Source organism: Pseudomonas sp. RT6P73, from assembly GCF_054897715.1.
On the sequence record NZ_JBUBUV010000002.1, the window covers coordinates 4517002 to 4531646 of the forward strand.

16 protein-coding genes and 1 pseudogene are annotated in these 14645 nt (G+C 58.6%); 8 read left to right on the forward strand and 9 right to left on the reverse strand.

Features of this window, described 5'->3' with window-relative positions:
* Window positions 1–40: 40 nt before the first annotated feature.
* Window positions 41–949, reverse strand: a complete 909-nt coding sequence (locus ACYZT6_RS21065; protein WP_462028480.1) for a flagellar protein MotY — start codon at window positions 947–949, stop codon at window positions 41–43.
* Window positions 950–1106: 157 nt separating this feature from the next.
* Between ACYZT6_RS21065 and pyrC the strand changes: the two genes are divergently transcribed.
* Complete coding sequence (gene pyrC / locus ACYZT6_RS21070; protein ID WP_438662440.1) at window positions 1107–2153, forward strand: dihydroorotase; 1047 nt, start codon at window positions 1107–1109, stop codon at window positions 2151–2153.
* Window positions 2150–2827 (forward strand): ribonuclease T, encoded by a 678-nt coding sequence (rnt, locus tag ACYZT6_RS21075; protein WP_461955478.1) that lies wholly within the window; start codon window positions 2150–2152, stop codon window positions 2825–2827. Before pyrC ends, rnt begins: the two co-directional genes overlap by 4 nt.
* A 160-nt stretch (window positions 2828–2987) precedes the next feature.
* Here the strand turns inward: rnt and ACYZT6_RS21080 are convergent, their stop codons facing one another.
* The gene (locus tag ACYZT6_RS21080; RefSeq protein WP_462028481.1) at window positions 2988–3590 is read right to left on the reverse strand and encodes a peroxiredoxin C; all 603 of its coding nucleotides are present in this window, start codon (window positions 3588–3590) and stop codon (window positions 2988–2990) included.
* A 314-nt stretch (window positions 3591–3904) separates the two neighbouring features.
* Here ACYZT6_RS21080 and ACYZT6_RS21085 point away from each other — a divergent pair, with 314 nt between their 5' ends.
* Both ACYZT6_RS21085 and bfr read left to right on the forward strand, forming a co-directional pair.
* Window positions 3905–4123, forward strand: a complete 219-nt coding sequence (locus tag ACYZT6_RS21085) for a bacterioferritin-associated ferredoxin (protein ID WP_462028482.1) — start codon at window positions 3905–3907, stop codon at window positions 4121–4123.
* Window positions 4124–4322: 199 nt separating this feature from the next.
* Window positions 4323–4799 (forward strand): bacterioferritin, encoded by a 477-nt coding sequence (gene bfr, locus ACYZT6_RS21090; protein ID WP_461976357.1) that lies wholly within the window; start codon window positions 4323–4325, stop codon window positions 4797–4799.
* A 180-nt stretch (window positions 4800–4979) separates the two neighbouring features.
* Here bfr and grxD read toward each other — a convergent pair whose 3' ends face one another.
* The 5 genes from grxD to ACYZT6_RS21115 all read right to left on the reverse strand — a co-directional run bounded on the left by grxD (window position 4980) and on the right by ACYZT6_RS21115 (window position 8611).
* Entirely contained in the window at window positions 4980–5321 is a 342-nt protein-coding gene (gene grxD / locus ACYZT6_RS21095; protein WP_140668353.1) for a Grx4 family monothiol glutaredoxin, read from the reverse strand.
* A 97-nt stretch (window positions 5322–5418) separates the two neighbouring features.
* Window positions 5419–7527, reverse strand: coding sequence for a molybdopterin oxidoreductase family protein (locus ACYZT6_RS21100; protein ID WP_462028483.1), 2109 nt, complete (start codon window positions 7525–7527; stop codon window positions 5419–5421).
* A 135-nt stretch (window positions 7528–7662) separates the two neighbouring features.
* The gene (locus tag ACYZT6_RS21105) at window positions 7663–7953 is read right to left on the reverse strand and encodes a hypothetical protein (protein WP_462028484.1); all 291 of its coding nucleotides are present in this window, start codon (window positions 7951–7953) and stop codon (window positions 7663–7665) included.
* Between the two features lie 135 nt (window positions 7954–8088).
* Window positions 8089–8415, reverse strand: coding sequence for a hypothetical protein (locus ACYZT6_RS21110; protein WP_461955483.1), 327 nt, complete (start codon window positions 8413–8415; stop codon window positions 8089–8091).
* The gene (locus tag ACYZT6_RS21115; RefSeq protein WP_462028485.1) at window positions 8405–8611 is read right to left on the reverse strand and encodes a hypothetical protein; all 207 of its coding nucleotides are present in this window, start codon (window positions 8609–8611) and stop codon (window positions 8405–8407) included. Before ACYZT6_RS21115 ends, ACYZT6_RS21110 begins: the two co-directional genes overlap by 11 nt.
* A 495-nt stretch (window positions 8612–9106) precedes the next feature.
* Between ACYZT6_RS21115 and argF the strand changes: the two genes are divergently transcribed.
* A complete protein-coding gene (gene argF, locus ACYZT6_RS21120; protein WP_462028486.1) occupies window positions 9107–10027 on the forward strand; it encodes an ornithine carbamoyltransferase in 921 nt (306 codons plus the stop codon).
* Window positions 10024–11133 carry an ABC transporter ATP-binding protein gene (locus ACYZT6_RS21125; protein WP_462028487.1) on the forward strand — a complete coding sequence of 370 codons (1110 nt, stop codon included), beginning with the start codon at window positions 10024–10026 and terminating at the stop codon, window positions 11131–11133. The genes argF and ACYZT6_RS21125 overlap by 4 nt, the downstream gene beginning before the upstream one ends.
* A gap of 106 nt (window positions 11134–11239) precedes the next feature.
* Here ACYZT6_RS21125 and ACYZT6_RS21130 read toward each other — a convergent pair.
* Window positions 11240–11348: pseudogene (locus ACYZT6_RS21130) on the reverse strand (isomerase); the annotation flags it as partial.
* A gap of 7 nt (window positions 11349–11355) precedes the next feature.
* Complete coding sequence (gene ybaK, locus ACYZT6_RS21135) at window positions 11356–11826, reverse strand: Cys-tRNA(Pro) deacylase (protein WP_462028488.1); 471 nt, start codon at window positions 11824–11826, stop codon at window positions 11356–11358.
* A gap of 369 nt (window positions 11827–12195) precedes the next feature.
* Here ybaK and ACYZT6_RS21140 point away from each other — a divergent pair, with 369 nt between their 5' ends.
* Window positions 12196–13047: an MIP/aquaporin family protein gene (locus ACYZT6_RS21140; RefSeq protein WP_462028489.1), complete on the forward strand. Its 852-nt coding sequence runs from the start codon at window positions 12196–12198 to the stop codon at window positions 13045–13047.
* Window positions 13048–13122: 75 nt separating this feature from the next.
* Window positions 13123–14628 carry a glycerol kinase GlpK gene (gene glpK, locus ACYZT6_RS21145; RefSeq protein ID WP_462028490.1) on the forward strand — a complete coding sequence of 502 codons (1506 nt, stop codon included), beginning with the start codon at window positions 13123–13125 and terminating at the stop codon, window positions 14626–14628.
* Window positions 14629–14645: the final 17 nt, after the last annotated feature.

Consider the following 14645-nt stretch of genomic DNA (forward strand, 5'->3'; position numbering starts at 1 on the left):
AGCGACAGATTCTGTCGAGCGAGCGACGATTTCGGCGGGTTCAGGTGGTCGCCGGGGCGCTTCCAGGCGTCGTGGTTTGAGGCGCCACTTTCTCGGTCGGTGCTACCCGATCGAGGCGCACTGCGACCCGGCGATTCTTCGCGCGGTTGGTGGCGTTGGTGTTTGGTGCCACAGGGTATCGTTCACCGTGGAAACGCATGGTGATCTGCGATTCCTGAATGCCATTGGCCTTGAAAAAGTCCATCACCGCCAACGCCCGGCGGCGTGACAGCTCGCGGTTGGTCAGGCGATTGCCGCTGTTGTCCGAGTGCCCGTCGAGCTCGATGTGATTGACCGTCGGATCCGCCTTCATGAACTCCAGCATCACCTGCAACTGCACCTTGGCTTGCGGATCGAGATCGACGCCTTCACCCGGGAAGCCGATCTCGGACTGTTTGACCTGCTCGAAATTCTTCGGCAGCAGTTTCGCAACGCAACCCTGATAGTCGTTGAAGGCCTTGCTGAACTTGACCGGCAACAGGCGCACTTCAGACACGCGGCCATCGCCTGAGGAATGCCGAATGACCGGACTGCGGCCGTCCATCAGCCCGCTGATCAGGCGCCCGGCCTGAACTTGCGAACTGTTGAACAACACGCTGCCGCTGCCGATTCGCACCGAGCCCAGGTTGATGTCGCCACGTCCCGGCTGCCACGGCGCAGCGGCCGCCAGCAGGGTCGCGGACCCGCCGCCGATCATCGCGTTGTAGGCTTTCAGACGAAACGTCGCCTGCTCGCCGGCACGGCGCACGAATTCACCCGAACCGAAATCGGTAATCGGTTGAGTCAGGCGGCACTCGAACTTGTCACCTTCGACCGTCCACTCGATGCTCTCCAGACGTGTCTGGAAAGTGAGCGCCATCGCAGGGAGGCTGGCAAACACACTGAGCAAGGCTAAATAACGCTGGCGCACGGGAGGCTCCACTGGCTTCTACAACAAAAAGACCGACACACATATTTACGGCATACCTGTTGGATATCGGAAGGTTCCTGCAAAACTTGATAGCGAGTGCCTGAGAGAGTCTTTTCCGGTAGCATTCCCCTCAGTTTGACCCGCCTGGAATCCCCTCATGTCCGACCGCCTGACCCTGCTGCGTCCCGACGACTGGCATATTCATCTTCGCGATGGTGCTGTGTTGACCAATACCGTTGCGGATGTCGCGCGCACCTTTGGTCGCGCCATCATCATGCCCAACCTGGTACCTCCGGTGCGTAACGCCGCTGAAGCCGACGGCTATCGCCAGCGGATTCTCGCTGCACGCCCGGCCGGCAGTCGTTTCGAACCGTTGATGGTGCTGTACCTGACCGACCGTACCCAGCCCGAAGAAATTCGTGAGGCCAAGGCCAGCGGTTTCGTTTACGCCGCCAAGCTGTACCCGGCCGGCGCAACCACCAACTCGGACTCTGGCGTCACCAGTATCGACAAGATCTTCCCTGCACTCGAGGCCATGGCCGAAGTCGGGATGCCCTTGCTGATTCACGGTGAAGTCACCCGTGGCGATGTCGATGTGTTCGACCGCGAAAAGCTCTTCATCGATGAGCACATGCGTCGTGTGGTCGAGCGTTTCCCGACGCTCAAAGTGGTGTTCGAACACATCACCACCGCGGACGCCGTGCAGTTCGTCAACGAGGCTTCGGCCAACGTTGGCGCGACCATCACCGCGCATCACCTGCTGTACAACCGCAATCACATGCTGGTGGGCGGGATTCGGCCGCACTTCTATTGCCTGCCGATCCTCAAGCGCAATACCCACCAGGAAGCCCTGCTCGACGCCGCCACCAGTGGCAGCGACAAGTTCTTCCTCGGCACCGATTCGGCGCCGCATGCCCAGCACGCCAAAGAAGCGGCCTGCGGCTGTGCCGGTTGCTACACCGCTTACGCGGCGATCGAGATGTACGCCGAAGCCTTCGAACAACGCAACGCGCTGGACAAGCTCGAAGCGTTCGCCAGCCTCAACGGCCCGCGCTTCTATGGCCTGCCGGTGAACACCGATCGCATCACCCTGGTCCGCGATGAGTGGACCGCCCCAACCAGCCTGCCATTTGGCGAGCTGACCGTAATCCCGCTGCGCGCCGGTGAAAAACTGCGCTGGCGCCTGCTGGAGGAACACGCGTGAGTGAAGACCATTTCGACGACGAACAGGACGGTCAAGGCGGCGGAGGTGGCTCGCGCCACCCGATGGCCGCTCGCTTCCGTGGGTACCTGCCAGTTGTTGTCGACGTTGAAACCGGTGGTTTCAACTCTGCCACTGACGCCTTGCTGGAAATCGCCGCGACCACTATCGCCATGGATGAAAAAGGGTTTGTGTATCCCGATCACACCTATTTCTTCCGCGTCGAGCCTTTTGAAGGCGCGAACATTGAAGCGGCCGCGCTGGAATTCACCGGGATCAAGCTCGATCACCCGCTGCGTATGGCGGTGAGCGAAGAAGCCGCGTTGACCGACATCTTCCGCGGCATCCGCAAGGCCCTGAAAGCCAACGGCTGCAAACGGGCCATTCTGGTCGGGCACAACAGCAGCTTCGACCTGGGTTTCCTCAACGCAGCTGTGGCGCGTCTGGACATGAAACGTAACCCGTTTCATCCGTTCTCCAGCTTCGATACCGCGACCCTCGCCGGCCTGGCTTACGGTCAAACCGTACTGGCCAAGGCTTGCCAGGCGGCGGACATCGACTTTGATGGTCGCGAGGCTCACTCGGCACGATACGACACCGAGAAGACGGCCGAGCTGTTCTGCGGCATCGTCAATCGCTGGAAACAAATGGGTGGCTGGGAAGATTTCAACGACTGATGTGGGAACGAGCCTGCTCGCGATGCAGGCGACGCGGTTTAACATGAAGATCGCGTCATCGTTCATCGCCAGCAAGCCGGCTCCTACAGGGACCTGCGTTTATCCCGTCCATAAAAAAACCGGCCTCAGCGGCCGGTTTTTTTATGCCTGACGCCTGGGCTTACAGCGCCGCAGCGTGCTCGGTCAGGTAAGCCGAGACGCCTTCTGGCGAAGCGTTCATGCCTTTGTCGCCTTTTTTCCAGTTGGCAGGGCAAACTTCGCCGTGCTCTTCGTGGAATTGCAGCGCGTCGACCAGACGGATCAGCTCTTCCATGTTACGGCCCAGCGGCAGGTCGTTGATGATCTGCGAACGGACAACGCCTTTGTCGTCGATCAGGAACGCGCCACGGAAAGCCACGCCGCCTTCGGACTCAACGTCGTAGGCCTTGGCAATTTCGTGCTTCATGTCGGCAGCCATGGTGTAGCGAACCTGGCCGATACCGCCATTGTTCACCGGGGTGTTGCGCCATGCGTTGTGGGTGAAGTGCGAATCGATCGAAACGGCGATCACTTCAACGTTGCGTGCCTTGAAGTCAGACATGCGGTTGTCCAGAGCGATCAGCTCGGACGGGCAAACGAAGGTGAAGTCCAGTGGGTAGAAGAACACCAGGCCGTATTTGCCTTTGATGGCCGACGACAGGGTGAAGCTGTCTACGATTTCGCCATTGCCGAGTACGGCCGGTACGGTGAAGTCCGGGGCTTGTTTGCCTACGAGTACGCTCATTGAATATCTCCTGGTCTATTAACGTGAAGAACTGGGTTCGCGTCAGCCTGCCACCCTCAGGCGACAGCCCTGTGACACGACCCCCTTCGCAAGGACCGACCATCATACACGGCGTTTTTGAGCTGTCCTCAACGGTTTTTCACTGGCGCATCAAATTGGCCGTCGTGCCAGCTAATGGCAGAACGCCTGGAGGAAAACCGTTCGTCAGTCTCAGGCGCTTATAACGCAAAGCTTTCAGAAACCACTTTGACAATCATTCTCGTTAACATTAAGATCCATCGCAATTGAGTCACAACCAGCGACGGTTCTCACTTATGTATGTCTGCCTCTGCACTGGCGTCACCGACGGTCAAATCCGCGATGCAATCTATGAAGGTTGCTGCAGCTATAAGGAAGTCCGCCAGGCTACCGGCGTAGCCAGCCAATGCGGTAAATGCGCCTGCCTTGCCAAGGAAGTGGTGCGTGAAACCCTGACCAAATTACAATCGGCCCAGGCTTCGATTCCTTTCCCTGTAGAATTTACTGCCGCGTAAAAACCGTATTCCAAAGAACCGGACTTGATGTCCGGTTTTTTTATGCCTGAAAATCAACTGCTTACGCTCCAGACGCGGAACACAAACATTCTTATTCCGATTAATTTTCACTTAAGTTTCAATAACTTAGGTTTGACACTCTTAGTTGTGCGGCCCAAACTCTGCCTTATAGACAGCTAATACAGGGCAGGACCCCATCATGAAAGGCGACATTACAGTCATCCAGCATCTCAACAAGATCCTTGCCAATGAGCTGGTCGCGATCAATCAATACTTTCTGCATGCGCGCATGTACGAAGATTGGGGTCTGAACAAGCTCGGAAAGCACGAATACCACGAATCCATCGACGAGATGAAACACGCTGACAAGCTGATCAAGCGCATCCTGTTCCTTGAAGGCCTGCCGAACGTCCAGGACCTGGGCAAGCTGCAGATCGGCGAACACACCCAGGAAATGCTTGAGTGTGACCTGCGTATCGAAAAAACCGGTCATGCCGACCTCAAGGTCGCTATCGCTCATTGCGAAACCGTTGGCGACTTCGGTAGCCGCGAACTGCTCGAAGACATTCTTGAATCCGAAGAAGAACATATCGACTGGCTGGAAACCCAACTGGGCCTGATCGATAAAATCGGTCTTGAGAACTATCTGCAATCGCAGATGGGCGAAGACGAGTAAGTTAGTACCCGCTAAATTCGAGACAATAAAAAGCCCCGCGCTCTTTTAAAGAGGCGGGGCTTTTTAATGATCGCTCTTGTAGGAGCGATGCTTGCTCGCGAAGAACGATGACGCGGTATTTCCTGATAGACCGAGGCGCCCTTTTCGCGGGCAAGCCTCGCTCCTACAAAAGATACCGAATCAGGCTTCGGTCTTGTTGGCAGCAGCCGCTTCAACAGCCGTCTTGATCGTGGTCTGCAACGAACCGTCAGCAGCCATCTCGGTCATGATGTCGCTACCGCCGACCAGCTCACCACCAACCCACAGTTGCGGGAAGGTTGGCCAGTTGGCGTATTTTGGCAGGTTGGCGCGGATTTCCGGGTTCTGCAGGATGTCCACGTACGCAAACTTTTCACCACATGCCATCACGGCCTGCGCGGCTTTGGCGGAGAAGCCACACTGCGGGGCATTCGGCGAACCTTTCATGTAAAGCAGAATGGTGTTGTTAGCAATCTGCTCTTTAATCGTTTCGATGATATCCATGGAGCACCTCGGCTGAACTTTCCGACTCAAGGGTCGGCACGGTGGCGCATTGTAACGGAAACCCGAGCGCCATGCTCGGTCTCCCCGACAGACACTATCAAGCCGCCGCCACGGTCACCGGAACACCGTTCAACGCCGCATTCCCCGACAACTCGTCGAGCTGACATTCATCGGTCAGGTCATTGGCGCTGGAGCCCGGCTGACCACTGGCGATCGTCATCTGCACGCCCGGGCGCGCATGGCCCCAACCGTGAGGAAGGCTGACCACGCCTTTCATCATATCCAGGCTGGCGACCACTTCAACTTCGATCATGCCGACCCGCGAAGTGACCCGCACACGCTGCCCATCGCTGAGTCCACGACTGCCCAGGTCGTCCGGGTGCATCAACAATTGATGACGCGGCTTGCCCTTCACCAGACGGTGATAGTTGTGCATCCACGAGTTGTTGCTGCGCACATGACGGCGGCCAATCATCAACAATTCGTCGGCGGCCGGTGCTTGCAGCGCGGCGAAGCGTGCCAGGTCGGCGAGGATCGCGGCCGGCGCGGCCTGGACTCGCTGGTTAGCGGTTTTCAAACGCGGGGCCAGGTTGGATTTGAGCGCGCCCAGATCGACGCCATGCGGGTGATCGAACAGAGTCGCCAACGAAAGCTTGTGTGGCGAGGCATCACCATAAAACCCCATCCGCAGACCACGATCGATCATCTGCGCGGGTGGAATGGTCGGCTTCAACTCCTTGCCGGTCTTCGCGGCAAAAGCCTGGGCCAGGCCGACAAAAATCTCCCAGTCATGCAACGCACCTTCGGGTTTGCCCAGGATCGCCCGGTTGAAACGGGTCACGTTACGCACCGCGAACATGTTGAACGTGGTGTCGTAGTGATCGTTTTCCAACGCCGAAGTCGACGGCAGGATCAGATCGGCATAGCGCGTGGTTTCATTGATGTACAGGTCGATGCTGACCATAAACTCCAGCCCGTCCAGCGCCTGTTCCAGTTGCCGGCCATTAGGTGTGGACAGCACCGGATTGCCGGCCACGGTGATCAGCGCACGGACCTGCCCTTCCCCGCCCGTCAGCATCTCTTCCGCCAGGGCCGACACCGGCAACTCGCCGCCGTACTCGGGACGCCCGGACACGCGGCTCTGCCACAGATTGAAATGCCCGCCCGACGTCGAGGCCACCAGATCCACCGCAGGCTCGGTGCACAACGCACCGCCGACGCGGTCGAGGTTGCCGGTGACCAGGTTGATCAGTTGCACCAGCCAATGACACAGCGTGCCGAAGGCCTGGGTCGAGACGCCCATCCGGCCATAGCAGACCGCTGTCGGCGCCGCCGCAAAATCCCGGGCCAGTTGGCGAATCTGTTCTGCCGGCACCGCGCACAAGGGGCTCATGGTTTCGGCGGTGAATGTTGCGATCGCCTGACGCACGTCTTCCAGTCCGTCCACCGGTAAATGGCTGTCGCTGGTCAGGCCTTCGGTGAACAAGGTGTTGAGCAACCCGAACAACAGCGCCGCATCGCCACCGGGGCGCACGAACAGATGCTGATCGGCGATCGCTGCCGTTTCACTGCGGCGCGGATCGACCACCACCACTTTACCGCCCCGGGCCTGAATCGCCTTGAGGCGTTTTTCCACATCCGGCACGGTCATGATGCTGCCGTTGGAGGCCAGTGGATTACCGCCGAGGATCAGCATGAAATCGGTATGGTCGATGTCCGGAATCGGCAACAGCAAGCCGTGTCCGTACATCAAATGACTGGTGAGGTGATGAGGCAGCTGATCGACGGAGGTCGCGGAAAACCGGTTGCGGGTTTTCAGCAGGCCCAGGAAATAATTGCTGTGGGTCATCAACCCGTAGTTGTGCACGCTGGGGTTGCCTTGATAAACCGCCACTGCATTCTGCCCGTGATGCTCCTGAATCGCGGCCAGGCGTTCAGCGACAAGGCTGAAGGCGTCTTCCCATTCGATAGGCTGCCATTCGCTGCCCACTCGCAACATCGGCTGACGCAGGCGATCCGGGTCATTCTGAATGTCTTGCAGGGCAACCGCTTTGGGGCAGATGTGCCCACGGCTGAACGTATCCAGCGGATCGCCCTTGATCGAGGTGATCTGCACGCCGCCGCCCTCGACCTCGGAGGTCTCGATGGTCAGGCCGCAGATGGCTTCACACAGGTGGCAGGCACGGTGATGGAGAGTCTTGGTCATGGCCAGTCTCTGTTTTGTTCTGGGCGGGCAATATCAGCCGCGGGAACAAAACTATGGCGCGTGACCCGCGACTGCGCCAGCGACGTTCGTCTTGTGAATCGGCCACCATCAGGCCAGCCGATGGCCGCACACCAATCAGTTCGGCGGCAACCGGGGCGGCGCCTGCAACTGGATTTCCTGAATGGTTTCGATCTGTTCCTGGGCGACATGTACGCCGGTGAGCTCGCCAATCAGTCGCCAGTGCTCGTCGAGCCCGGCGCTGATGGTCGCCATACGGTCGATCATGCGTCGACCGGCCGCCTTGGTCACTTCGTCTTCACTGCGCATCAATTCGAAGGACATCGACGTCATGGAAGCAGTGAGGTGGGTCAAGGAGCGGGCCGTGAGGCCGAGTAAATCCATTAACAGCTGTTCTTTCGATTCCATTCCGAAGGCTTCCTGCGTCACTCGTGAGTTAGTTATAACCCAGCACTTTGCATAAGCAAATGTTTCAGGCCAGACACAGTGACGGCCGGTGCATTGACGCTTTGTCAAAACATGAGTGCGGCCGCACAGACAGACTCACTGAGGCTGAGAAATCTTCAACGCCTTCTTTTTAAGAGGTGAGGTCAATGCCGTCCATATTCCACCGACAGCCAGCCAAAGCATGACGCCGGACCCGATCAGGATGATCGCTTTCTGGTTTGCCAGGATGCCCAGCTGATGAGGCTCGGCTTGATAGACCTGCAACGCAATATCAATGACGCTCACCACGGTGAACCACGCGACCACCAAGGCAGCGCCATGCTTCAGGTCGGGCGTCGATCGAGCGAGTAACGAAGCCCCCAGATAGATTCCAATTGCGATCAATCCCCCCAATACCAAAAACTGGGTCGAATCAATCTGCAATCGCGTCATCCTTGAAATTCTTCACGCCGATAAAAGCGCCGACGATAGCGCCAACCACCGCACTCGGAACGCCCGGGTATATCGTGCTGGCGATAATCGCGAAGCCCATGACCGTGGAAATCACAGCCATATCGAATGCCGGAGAAACACGACGAAGTCGTGTAAGGCCAGTGTGTCCGGTTTTATTCATCGCCATACAGCGCTCCCTCCCTGGGAGTGTTTGACTTTACTCAGTCGAGAATCCGCAATGGGGCGGATAATACCTGAGCGCAGCCCGATACCCGGCACCTGAAAACGTAACAGCAAACGACTCCGCCACTTTGAAACGGCGCTATTGACGCAGCGCAGTTCGAGGGCAGAAAGCGCTGCTCAGCGGGTCTGCCACTCTTCGGCGGATGATAAGTCTGATCACGGCATTTATTGCATTCCAGCTTCGGCACCGTGTACAAATGTTGCTCCGGGCCTGCGCAACCTGGATCAATGCCACGGTGCACAGGTCAACCGGTTGTAAAGCTTGAAACATGTTGGAAGCTGTAAAAACAGCCCCTATTGGAAAAACGCGACATTTAATGTCAATATCGCGCCTCCCCCTATTTCGTCGCCCTGTGCGGCTTACGCCGCAGGTCTCGCCCGTTTTTCAGTTAAACAAGGCTTTGAGTATCTGCGGTCTGTTGCAAAAAGGTAGTCAATGATGAGCGCAAGGCACTTTCTCTCCCTGATGGATTGCACGCCCGAAGAGCTGGTCAGCGTGATCCGTCGAGGCGTTGAGCTCAAGGACCTGCGTAACCGCGGCGTACTGTTCGAGCCTCTGAAAAACCGCGTGCTCGGGATGATTTTCGAGAAGTCCTCGACCCGTACCCGGATCTCGTTCGAAGCCGGCATGATCCAGCTCGGCGGTCAGGCGATCTTCCTGTCGCCGCGCGACACGCAGCTGGGCCGTGGCGAACCGATCGGCGACGCCGCCATTGTCATGTCGAGCATGCTCGATGCGGTGATGATCCGCACGTTTTCCCACAGCACATTGACCGAATTCGCCGCCAATTCGCGCGTCCCGCTGATCAACGGCCTGTCCGATGACCTGCACCCGTGCCAGTTGCTGGCCGACATGCAAACCTTCCTCGAACATCGTGGCTCGATCCAGGGCAAGACCGTGGCCTGGATCGGCGACGGCAACAACATGTGCAACAGCTATATAGAAGCTGCGATCCAGTTCGACTTCCAGTTGCGCATCGCCTGCCCTGAAGGTTTTGAACCCAACGCGCAATTCGTGGCCAAGGCCGGTGATCGCGTGACCATCGTCCGCGATCCGAAGGAGGCCGTGCGCGGTGCTCATCTTGTGAGCACCGACGTCTGGACCTCCATGGGCCAGGAAGAAGAAACCGCCAAGCGCCTGAAGCTGTTCGCGCCGTTTCAGGTCACCCGCGACCTGCTCGACCTGGCTGCCGAGGATGTGCTGTTCATGCACTGCCTGCCGGCCCACCGTGGCGAGGAAATCAGCCTCGACGTGCTTGATGACAAGCGCTCCGTGGCCTGGGATCAAGCGGAAAACCGCCTTCACGCACAAAAGGCCCTGCTCGAGTTTCTCGTCCCGCCTTCGTACCACCACGCATGAGCCATCCATTACTGCTTAACCTGCGCAACCTCGCCTGCGGCTACCAGAACCAGCGAGTCGTGCAGAACCTCAATCTGCATTTGAATGCCGGCGATATCGGTTGCCTGCTGGGCTCTTCGGGCTGCGGCAAGACCACCACGCTACGGGCGATTGCCGGTTTCGAACCGGTGCACGAAGGTGAAATCACGCTGGCGGGCGAGACCCTCTCCCGCGCCGGTTTCACCCTCGCCCCGGAGAAACGGCGGATCGGCATGGTGTTCCAGGACTACGCGCTGTTTCCGCATTTGAGCGTGGCCGAAAACATCGCCTTCGGAATCCGCAAGCATCCGCAAAAGGATCGCGTCACCGAAGAATTGCTCGAACTGGTCAACCTGAAAAACCTTGGCAAGCGCTTCCCGCATGAGTTGTCCGGCGGTCAGCAGCAGCGTGTCGCACTGGCCCGCGCACTGGCGCCGGAACCGCAATTGCTGCTGCTTGACGAACCGTTCTCCAACCTCGATGGCGAACTGCGGCGCAAGCTCAGCCATGAAGTGCGCGACATTCTCAAGGCCCGCGGCACCAGCGCGATTCTGGTGACCCACGACCAGGAAGAAGCCTTTGCAGTGAGCGATCACGTGGGGGTTTTCAGGGAAGGTCGGCTGGAGCAGTGGGACACGCCCTACAACCTGTATCACGAACCGCTGACACCGTTTGTGGCCAGCTTCATTGGCCAGGGTTATTTCATTCGCGGCCAGTTGAGCAGCCCCGAGTCGGTACAGACTGAATTGGGTGAGTTACGCGGTAATCGCGCCTACACCTGGCCAGTTGGCGGTGCGGTAGACGTGCTGCTACGTCCGGACGATATCGTTTATGCACCGGACAGCGGTTTGAAGGCGCGGATTGTCGGCAAGTCTTTCCAGGGTGCGTCGACGTTGTACCGGTTGCAGATGCCGACTGGTGCACAGCTGGAATCGATTTTCCCGAGCCATGCTGATCATCAAGTCGGTGCCGAAGTCGGTATTCGCGTCGCGGCTGAACACTTGGTGCTGTTCCAGGCGTCGGGCAGCACGGCGGCGCAGATTCCGGCCACCGAGTCGGGCGTCCGCCGCTACAGCACTGCTGGCTGATACCTGGATTTGTAGGAGCGAGGCTTGCCCGCGAAGGCGTATGTCAGTCGACATCACAATTGACTGACACTACGCCTTCGCGGGCAAGCCTCGCTCCTACAGGATATCAGGCGAGAATAAGGGTGCCGCTCGCAACCAACGTCGCATTCCCGCCAATCTTCGCCCTCCCCGCCTCGCTTCGAGCACTGATAAGCGCTGAGGCTCGACTTACCCATCCCCGACTCAGCTGCGACCTATGTCGACAAACGTTGCCCGGGTGTGTTCGGCCAACACGGCCGGCGCCAATTCAACTTCCAGACCGCGCCGACCAGCGCTGACAAAAATGCTGGCAAAGGGCTGAGCCGAGTTGTCGATGAAGGTGCGCAAACGCTTTTTCTGCCCCAGCGGACTGATGCCCCCCAGCAAATAGCCCGTCGCTCGCTGCGCAGCGGCAGGATCGGCCATTTCGACTTTTTTCACGCCCGCAGCGTGAGCCAGATGCTTCAAGTCCAGACTTCCGACGACCGGCACCACGGCCACCAACAACTCACCTTTCTCACTGGCCGCCAGCAGGGTCTTGAACACTTGCGCCGGGTCCAGTCCCAGCTTCTCCGCGGCCTCCAGCCCATAGGACGCAGCCTTCGGATCATGTTCATAACTGTGCACGCGATGTTCGGCTCGAACTTTTTTCAACAAATCCAATGCGGGGGTCATGGCAGCTCCAGACTGGGCGCAGTAGAAAAATCCTGCGCTGGATTCTAGGACATTGATTGGCAAAAGACTCTATCGCGCCGCTGTTTCAAAGGCTTGGCAGCGCTACCCGCCGCTCGTCCGCCCTTGGCCAGCCGCGTGAACGATACGTTCATTCACGTGACTAATAGTTGAATTGTGACTGACAGTTCACTTTCGACCTTTGACAGCGGCGTTTCTTGTCTATATTTTTTCGAATCTGAATACTGTACGAATGTGTCATCGCAGCACCCAGCAGCAGGCCGAGAGCAGGATGGGGATTCTGCCTCGGTGGAAAACGCGCTTTGGCCATGACGAAAGAAGCGCCAGACAACAACAAAAACGAGGTTTTCAATGACAACTGCTTTACAACAACCGTCGCTCTCAAGCCAATGCATGGCCGAGTTTCTGGGCACTGCACTGCTTATCTTTTTCGGCACCGGTTGCGTTGCTGCGCTCAAGGTCGCGGGTGCCAGCTTTGGCTTATGGGAAATCAGCATCATCTGGGGCGTCGGCGTGAGCATGGCGATCTACCTGACCGCCGGGGTCTCCGGGGCTCATCTCAATCCTGCCGTGAGCATTGCCCTGAGCATTTTCGCTGACTTCGAAAAGCGCAAACTGCCGTTTTATATCCTCTCTCAAATTGCTGGCGCGTTCTGCGGGGCATTTTTGGTCTACACGCTGTACAGCAATTTATTCTTCGATTTCGAACAAACTCACCATATGGTTCGTGGCACCCAGGCCAGCCTCGAATTGGCGTCGGTGTTCTCCACCTTCCCCAACCCGGCCCTGTCCACCGCCCAGGCTTTCCTGGTTGAAGTGATCATCACCGCCATTCTGATGGGCGTGATCATGTCCCTGACCGACGACAACAACGGTCTGCCAAAGGGGCCACTGGCACCGTTGCTGATCGGATTGCTGATTGCAGTGATTGGCAGCTCGATGGGCCCGCTGACCGGTTTTGCGATGAACCCGGCGCGTGATTTCGGTCCGAAGCTGATGACTTTCTTCACCGGCTGGGGTGAAATTTCCCTCACTGGCGGCCGCGATATCCCGTATTTCCTGATTCCGATTTTTGCACCGATTGTCGGTGCCTGCCTCGGCGCTGCCGCGTATCGCGGGCTGATTGCCCGCCATCTGCCCAACGCCACACCTGCTACAAAGGACGCAGCACCGGCCATTGACGGCAAACCAAGAACTTCTTGATACCGTAGGCGCGTGATCCTGCCCATAAGATCGCGCGCCGGACCTCTCTCCCTTTTTTCGTCCAAGGCAATCGACATGACCGACATTCAGAATAAGAACTACATCATTGCCCTCGATCAGGGTACGACCAGCTCCCGCGCGATCATTTTCGATCGTGACGCGAACGTGGTCTGCACCGCCCAGCGCGAATTCGTCCAGCACTACCCGCAAGCCGGTTGGGTCGAACACGACCCGATGGAAATCTTCGCCACCCAAAGCGCCGTGATGGTCGAGGCCCTGGCTCAAGCCGGCCTGCATCACGACCAGGTCGCGGCCATCGGCATCACCAACCAGCGCGAAACCACCGTGGTCTGGGACAAGACCACCGGCCGCCCGATCTACAACGCGATCGTCTGGCAGTGCCGCCGCAGCACCGAGATCTGCCAGCAGCTCAAGCGCGACGGCCACGAGCAATACATCAGCGACACCACCGGCCTGGTCACCGACCCGTACTTCTCCGGCACCAAACTCAAGTGGATCCTCGACAACGTCGAAGGCAGCCGCGAGCGTGCGCGCAAAGGTGAATTGCTGTTCGGTACCGTCGACAGCTGGCTGATCTGGAAATTTACCGGCGGCAAGGTCCACGTTACCGACTACACCAACGCCTCTCGCACCATGCTCTTCAACATCCACACGCTTGAGTGGGACGCGAAGATGCTGGAGGTGCTGGATATTCCGCGCGAGATGCTGCCGCAAGTGAAGTCCTCGTCCGAAATCTACGGCCACACCAAAAGCGGCATTGCCATCGGCGGTATCGCCGGCGACCAGCAAGCGGCCCTCTTCGGCCAGATGTGCGTCGAGCCCGGCCAGGCGAAAAACACTTACGGCACCGGCTGCTTCCTGCTGATGAACACTGGCGACAAAGCCGTGAAGTCCAAGCACGGCATGCTCACCACCATCGCCTGCGGCCCGCGCGGCGAAGTGGCTTACGCGCTGGAAGGCGCGGTGTTCAACGGTGGTTCGACCGTTCAGTGGCTGCGTGACGAACTGAAGATCATCAACGACGCCCACGACACCGAATACTTCGCCAACAAGGTCAAGGACAGCAATGGCGTGTACCTGGTGCCAGCCTTTACCGGTCTCGGCGCACCGTACTGGGACCCGTATGCCCGTGGCGCCCTGTTCGGCCTGACCCGCGGCGTACGCGTGGATCACATTATTCGTGCAGCGCTGGAGTCGATTGCCTACCAGACCCGCGACGTTCTGGACGCCATGCAACAGGATTCAGGCGAACGCTTGAAATCCCTGCGCGTGGACGGCGGCGCGGTCGCGAACAATTTCCTGATGCAGTTCCAGGCCGACATTCTCGGCACTCAGGTCGAGCGTCCGCAAATGCGCGAAACCACCGCATTGGGCGCGGCTTACCTGGCCGGCCTGGCGTGCGGCTTCTGGGGCAGCCTGGATGAGTTGCGCGGCAAGGCGGTGATCGAACGCGAATTCGAACCGACCCTGGACGAAACCGCCAAGGAAAAACTCTACGCCGGCTGGAAAAAAGCCGTCAGCCGCACCCGCGACTGGGAACCGCATGAAGGCGCTGAATAAGCCAACCTGAGTACTCG

Coding starts and splice junctions, on each gene's coding strand:
- pyrC (WP_438662440.1), top strand. CDS start 1,107: ATGTCCGACCGCCTGACCCTGCTGCGTCCCGACGACTGGCATATTCAT.
- grxD (WP_140668353.1), bottom strand. CDS start 5,321: ATGGATATCATCGAAACGATTAAAGAGCAGATTGCTAACAACACCATT.
- ACYZT6_RS21140 (WP_462028489.1), top strand. CDS start 12,196: ATGACAACTGCTTTACAACAACCGTCGCTCTCAAGCCAATGCATGGCC.
- ybaK (WP_462028488.1), bottom strand. CDS start 11,826: ATGACCCCCGCATTGGATTTGTTGAAAAAAGTTCGAGCCGAACATCGC.
- ACYZT6_RS21105 (WP_462028484.1), bottom strand. CDS start 7,953: ATGGAATCGAAAGAACAGCTGTTAATGGATTTACTCGGCCTCACGGCC.
- bfr (WP_461976357.1), top strand. CDS start 4,323: ATGAAAGGCGACATTACAGTCATCCAGCATCTCAACAAGATCCTTGCC.
- glpK (WP_462028490.1), top strand. CDS start 13,123: ATGACCGACATTCAGAATAAGAACTACATCATTGCCCTCGATCAGGGT.
- ACYZT6_RS21100 (WP_462028483.1), bottom strand. CDS start 7,527: ATGACCAAGACTCTCCATCACCGTGCCTGCCACCTGTGTGAAGCCATC.
- ACYZT6_RS21125 (WP_462028487.1), top strand. CDS start 10,024: ATGAGCCATCCATTACTGCTTAACCTGCGCAACCTCGCCTGCGGCTAC.
- ACYZT6_RS21080 (WP_462028481.1), bottom strand. CDS start 3,590: ATGAGCGTACTCGTAGGCAAACAAGCCCCGGACTTCACCGTACCGGCC.
- ACYZT6_RS21115 (WP_462028485.1), bottom strand. CDS start 8,611: ATGGCGATGAATAAAACCGGACACACTGGCCTTACACGACTTCGTCGT.
- argF (WP_462028486.1), top strand. CDS start 9,107: ATGAGCGCAAGGCACTTTCTCTCCCTGATGGATTGCACGCCCGAAGAG.
- ACYZT6_RS21085 (WP_462028482.1), top strand. CDS start 3,905: ATGTATGTCTGCCTCTGCACTGGCGTCACCGACGGTCAAATCCGCGAT.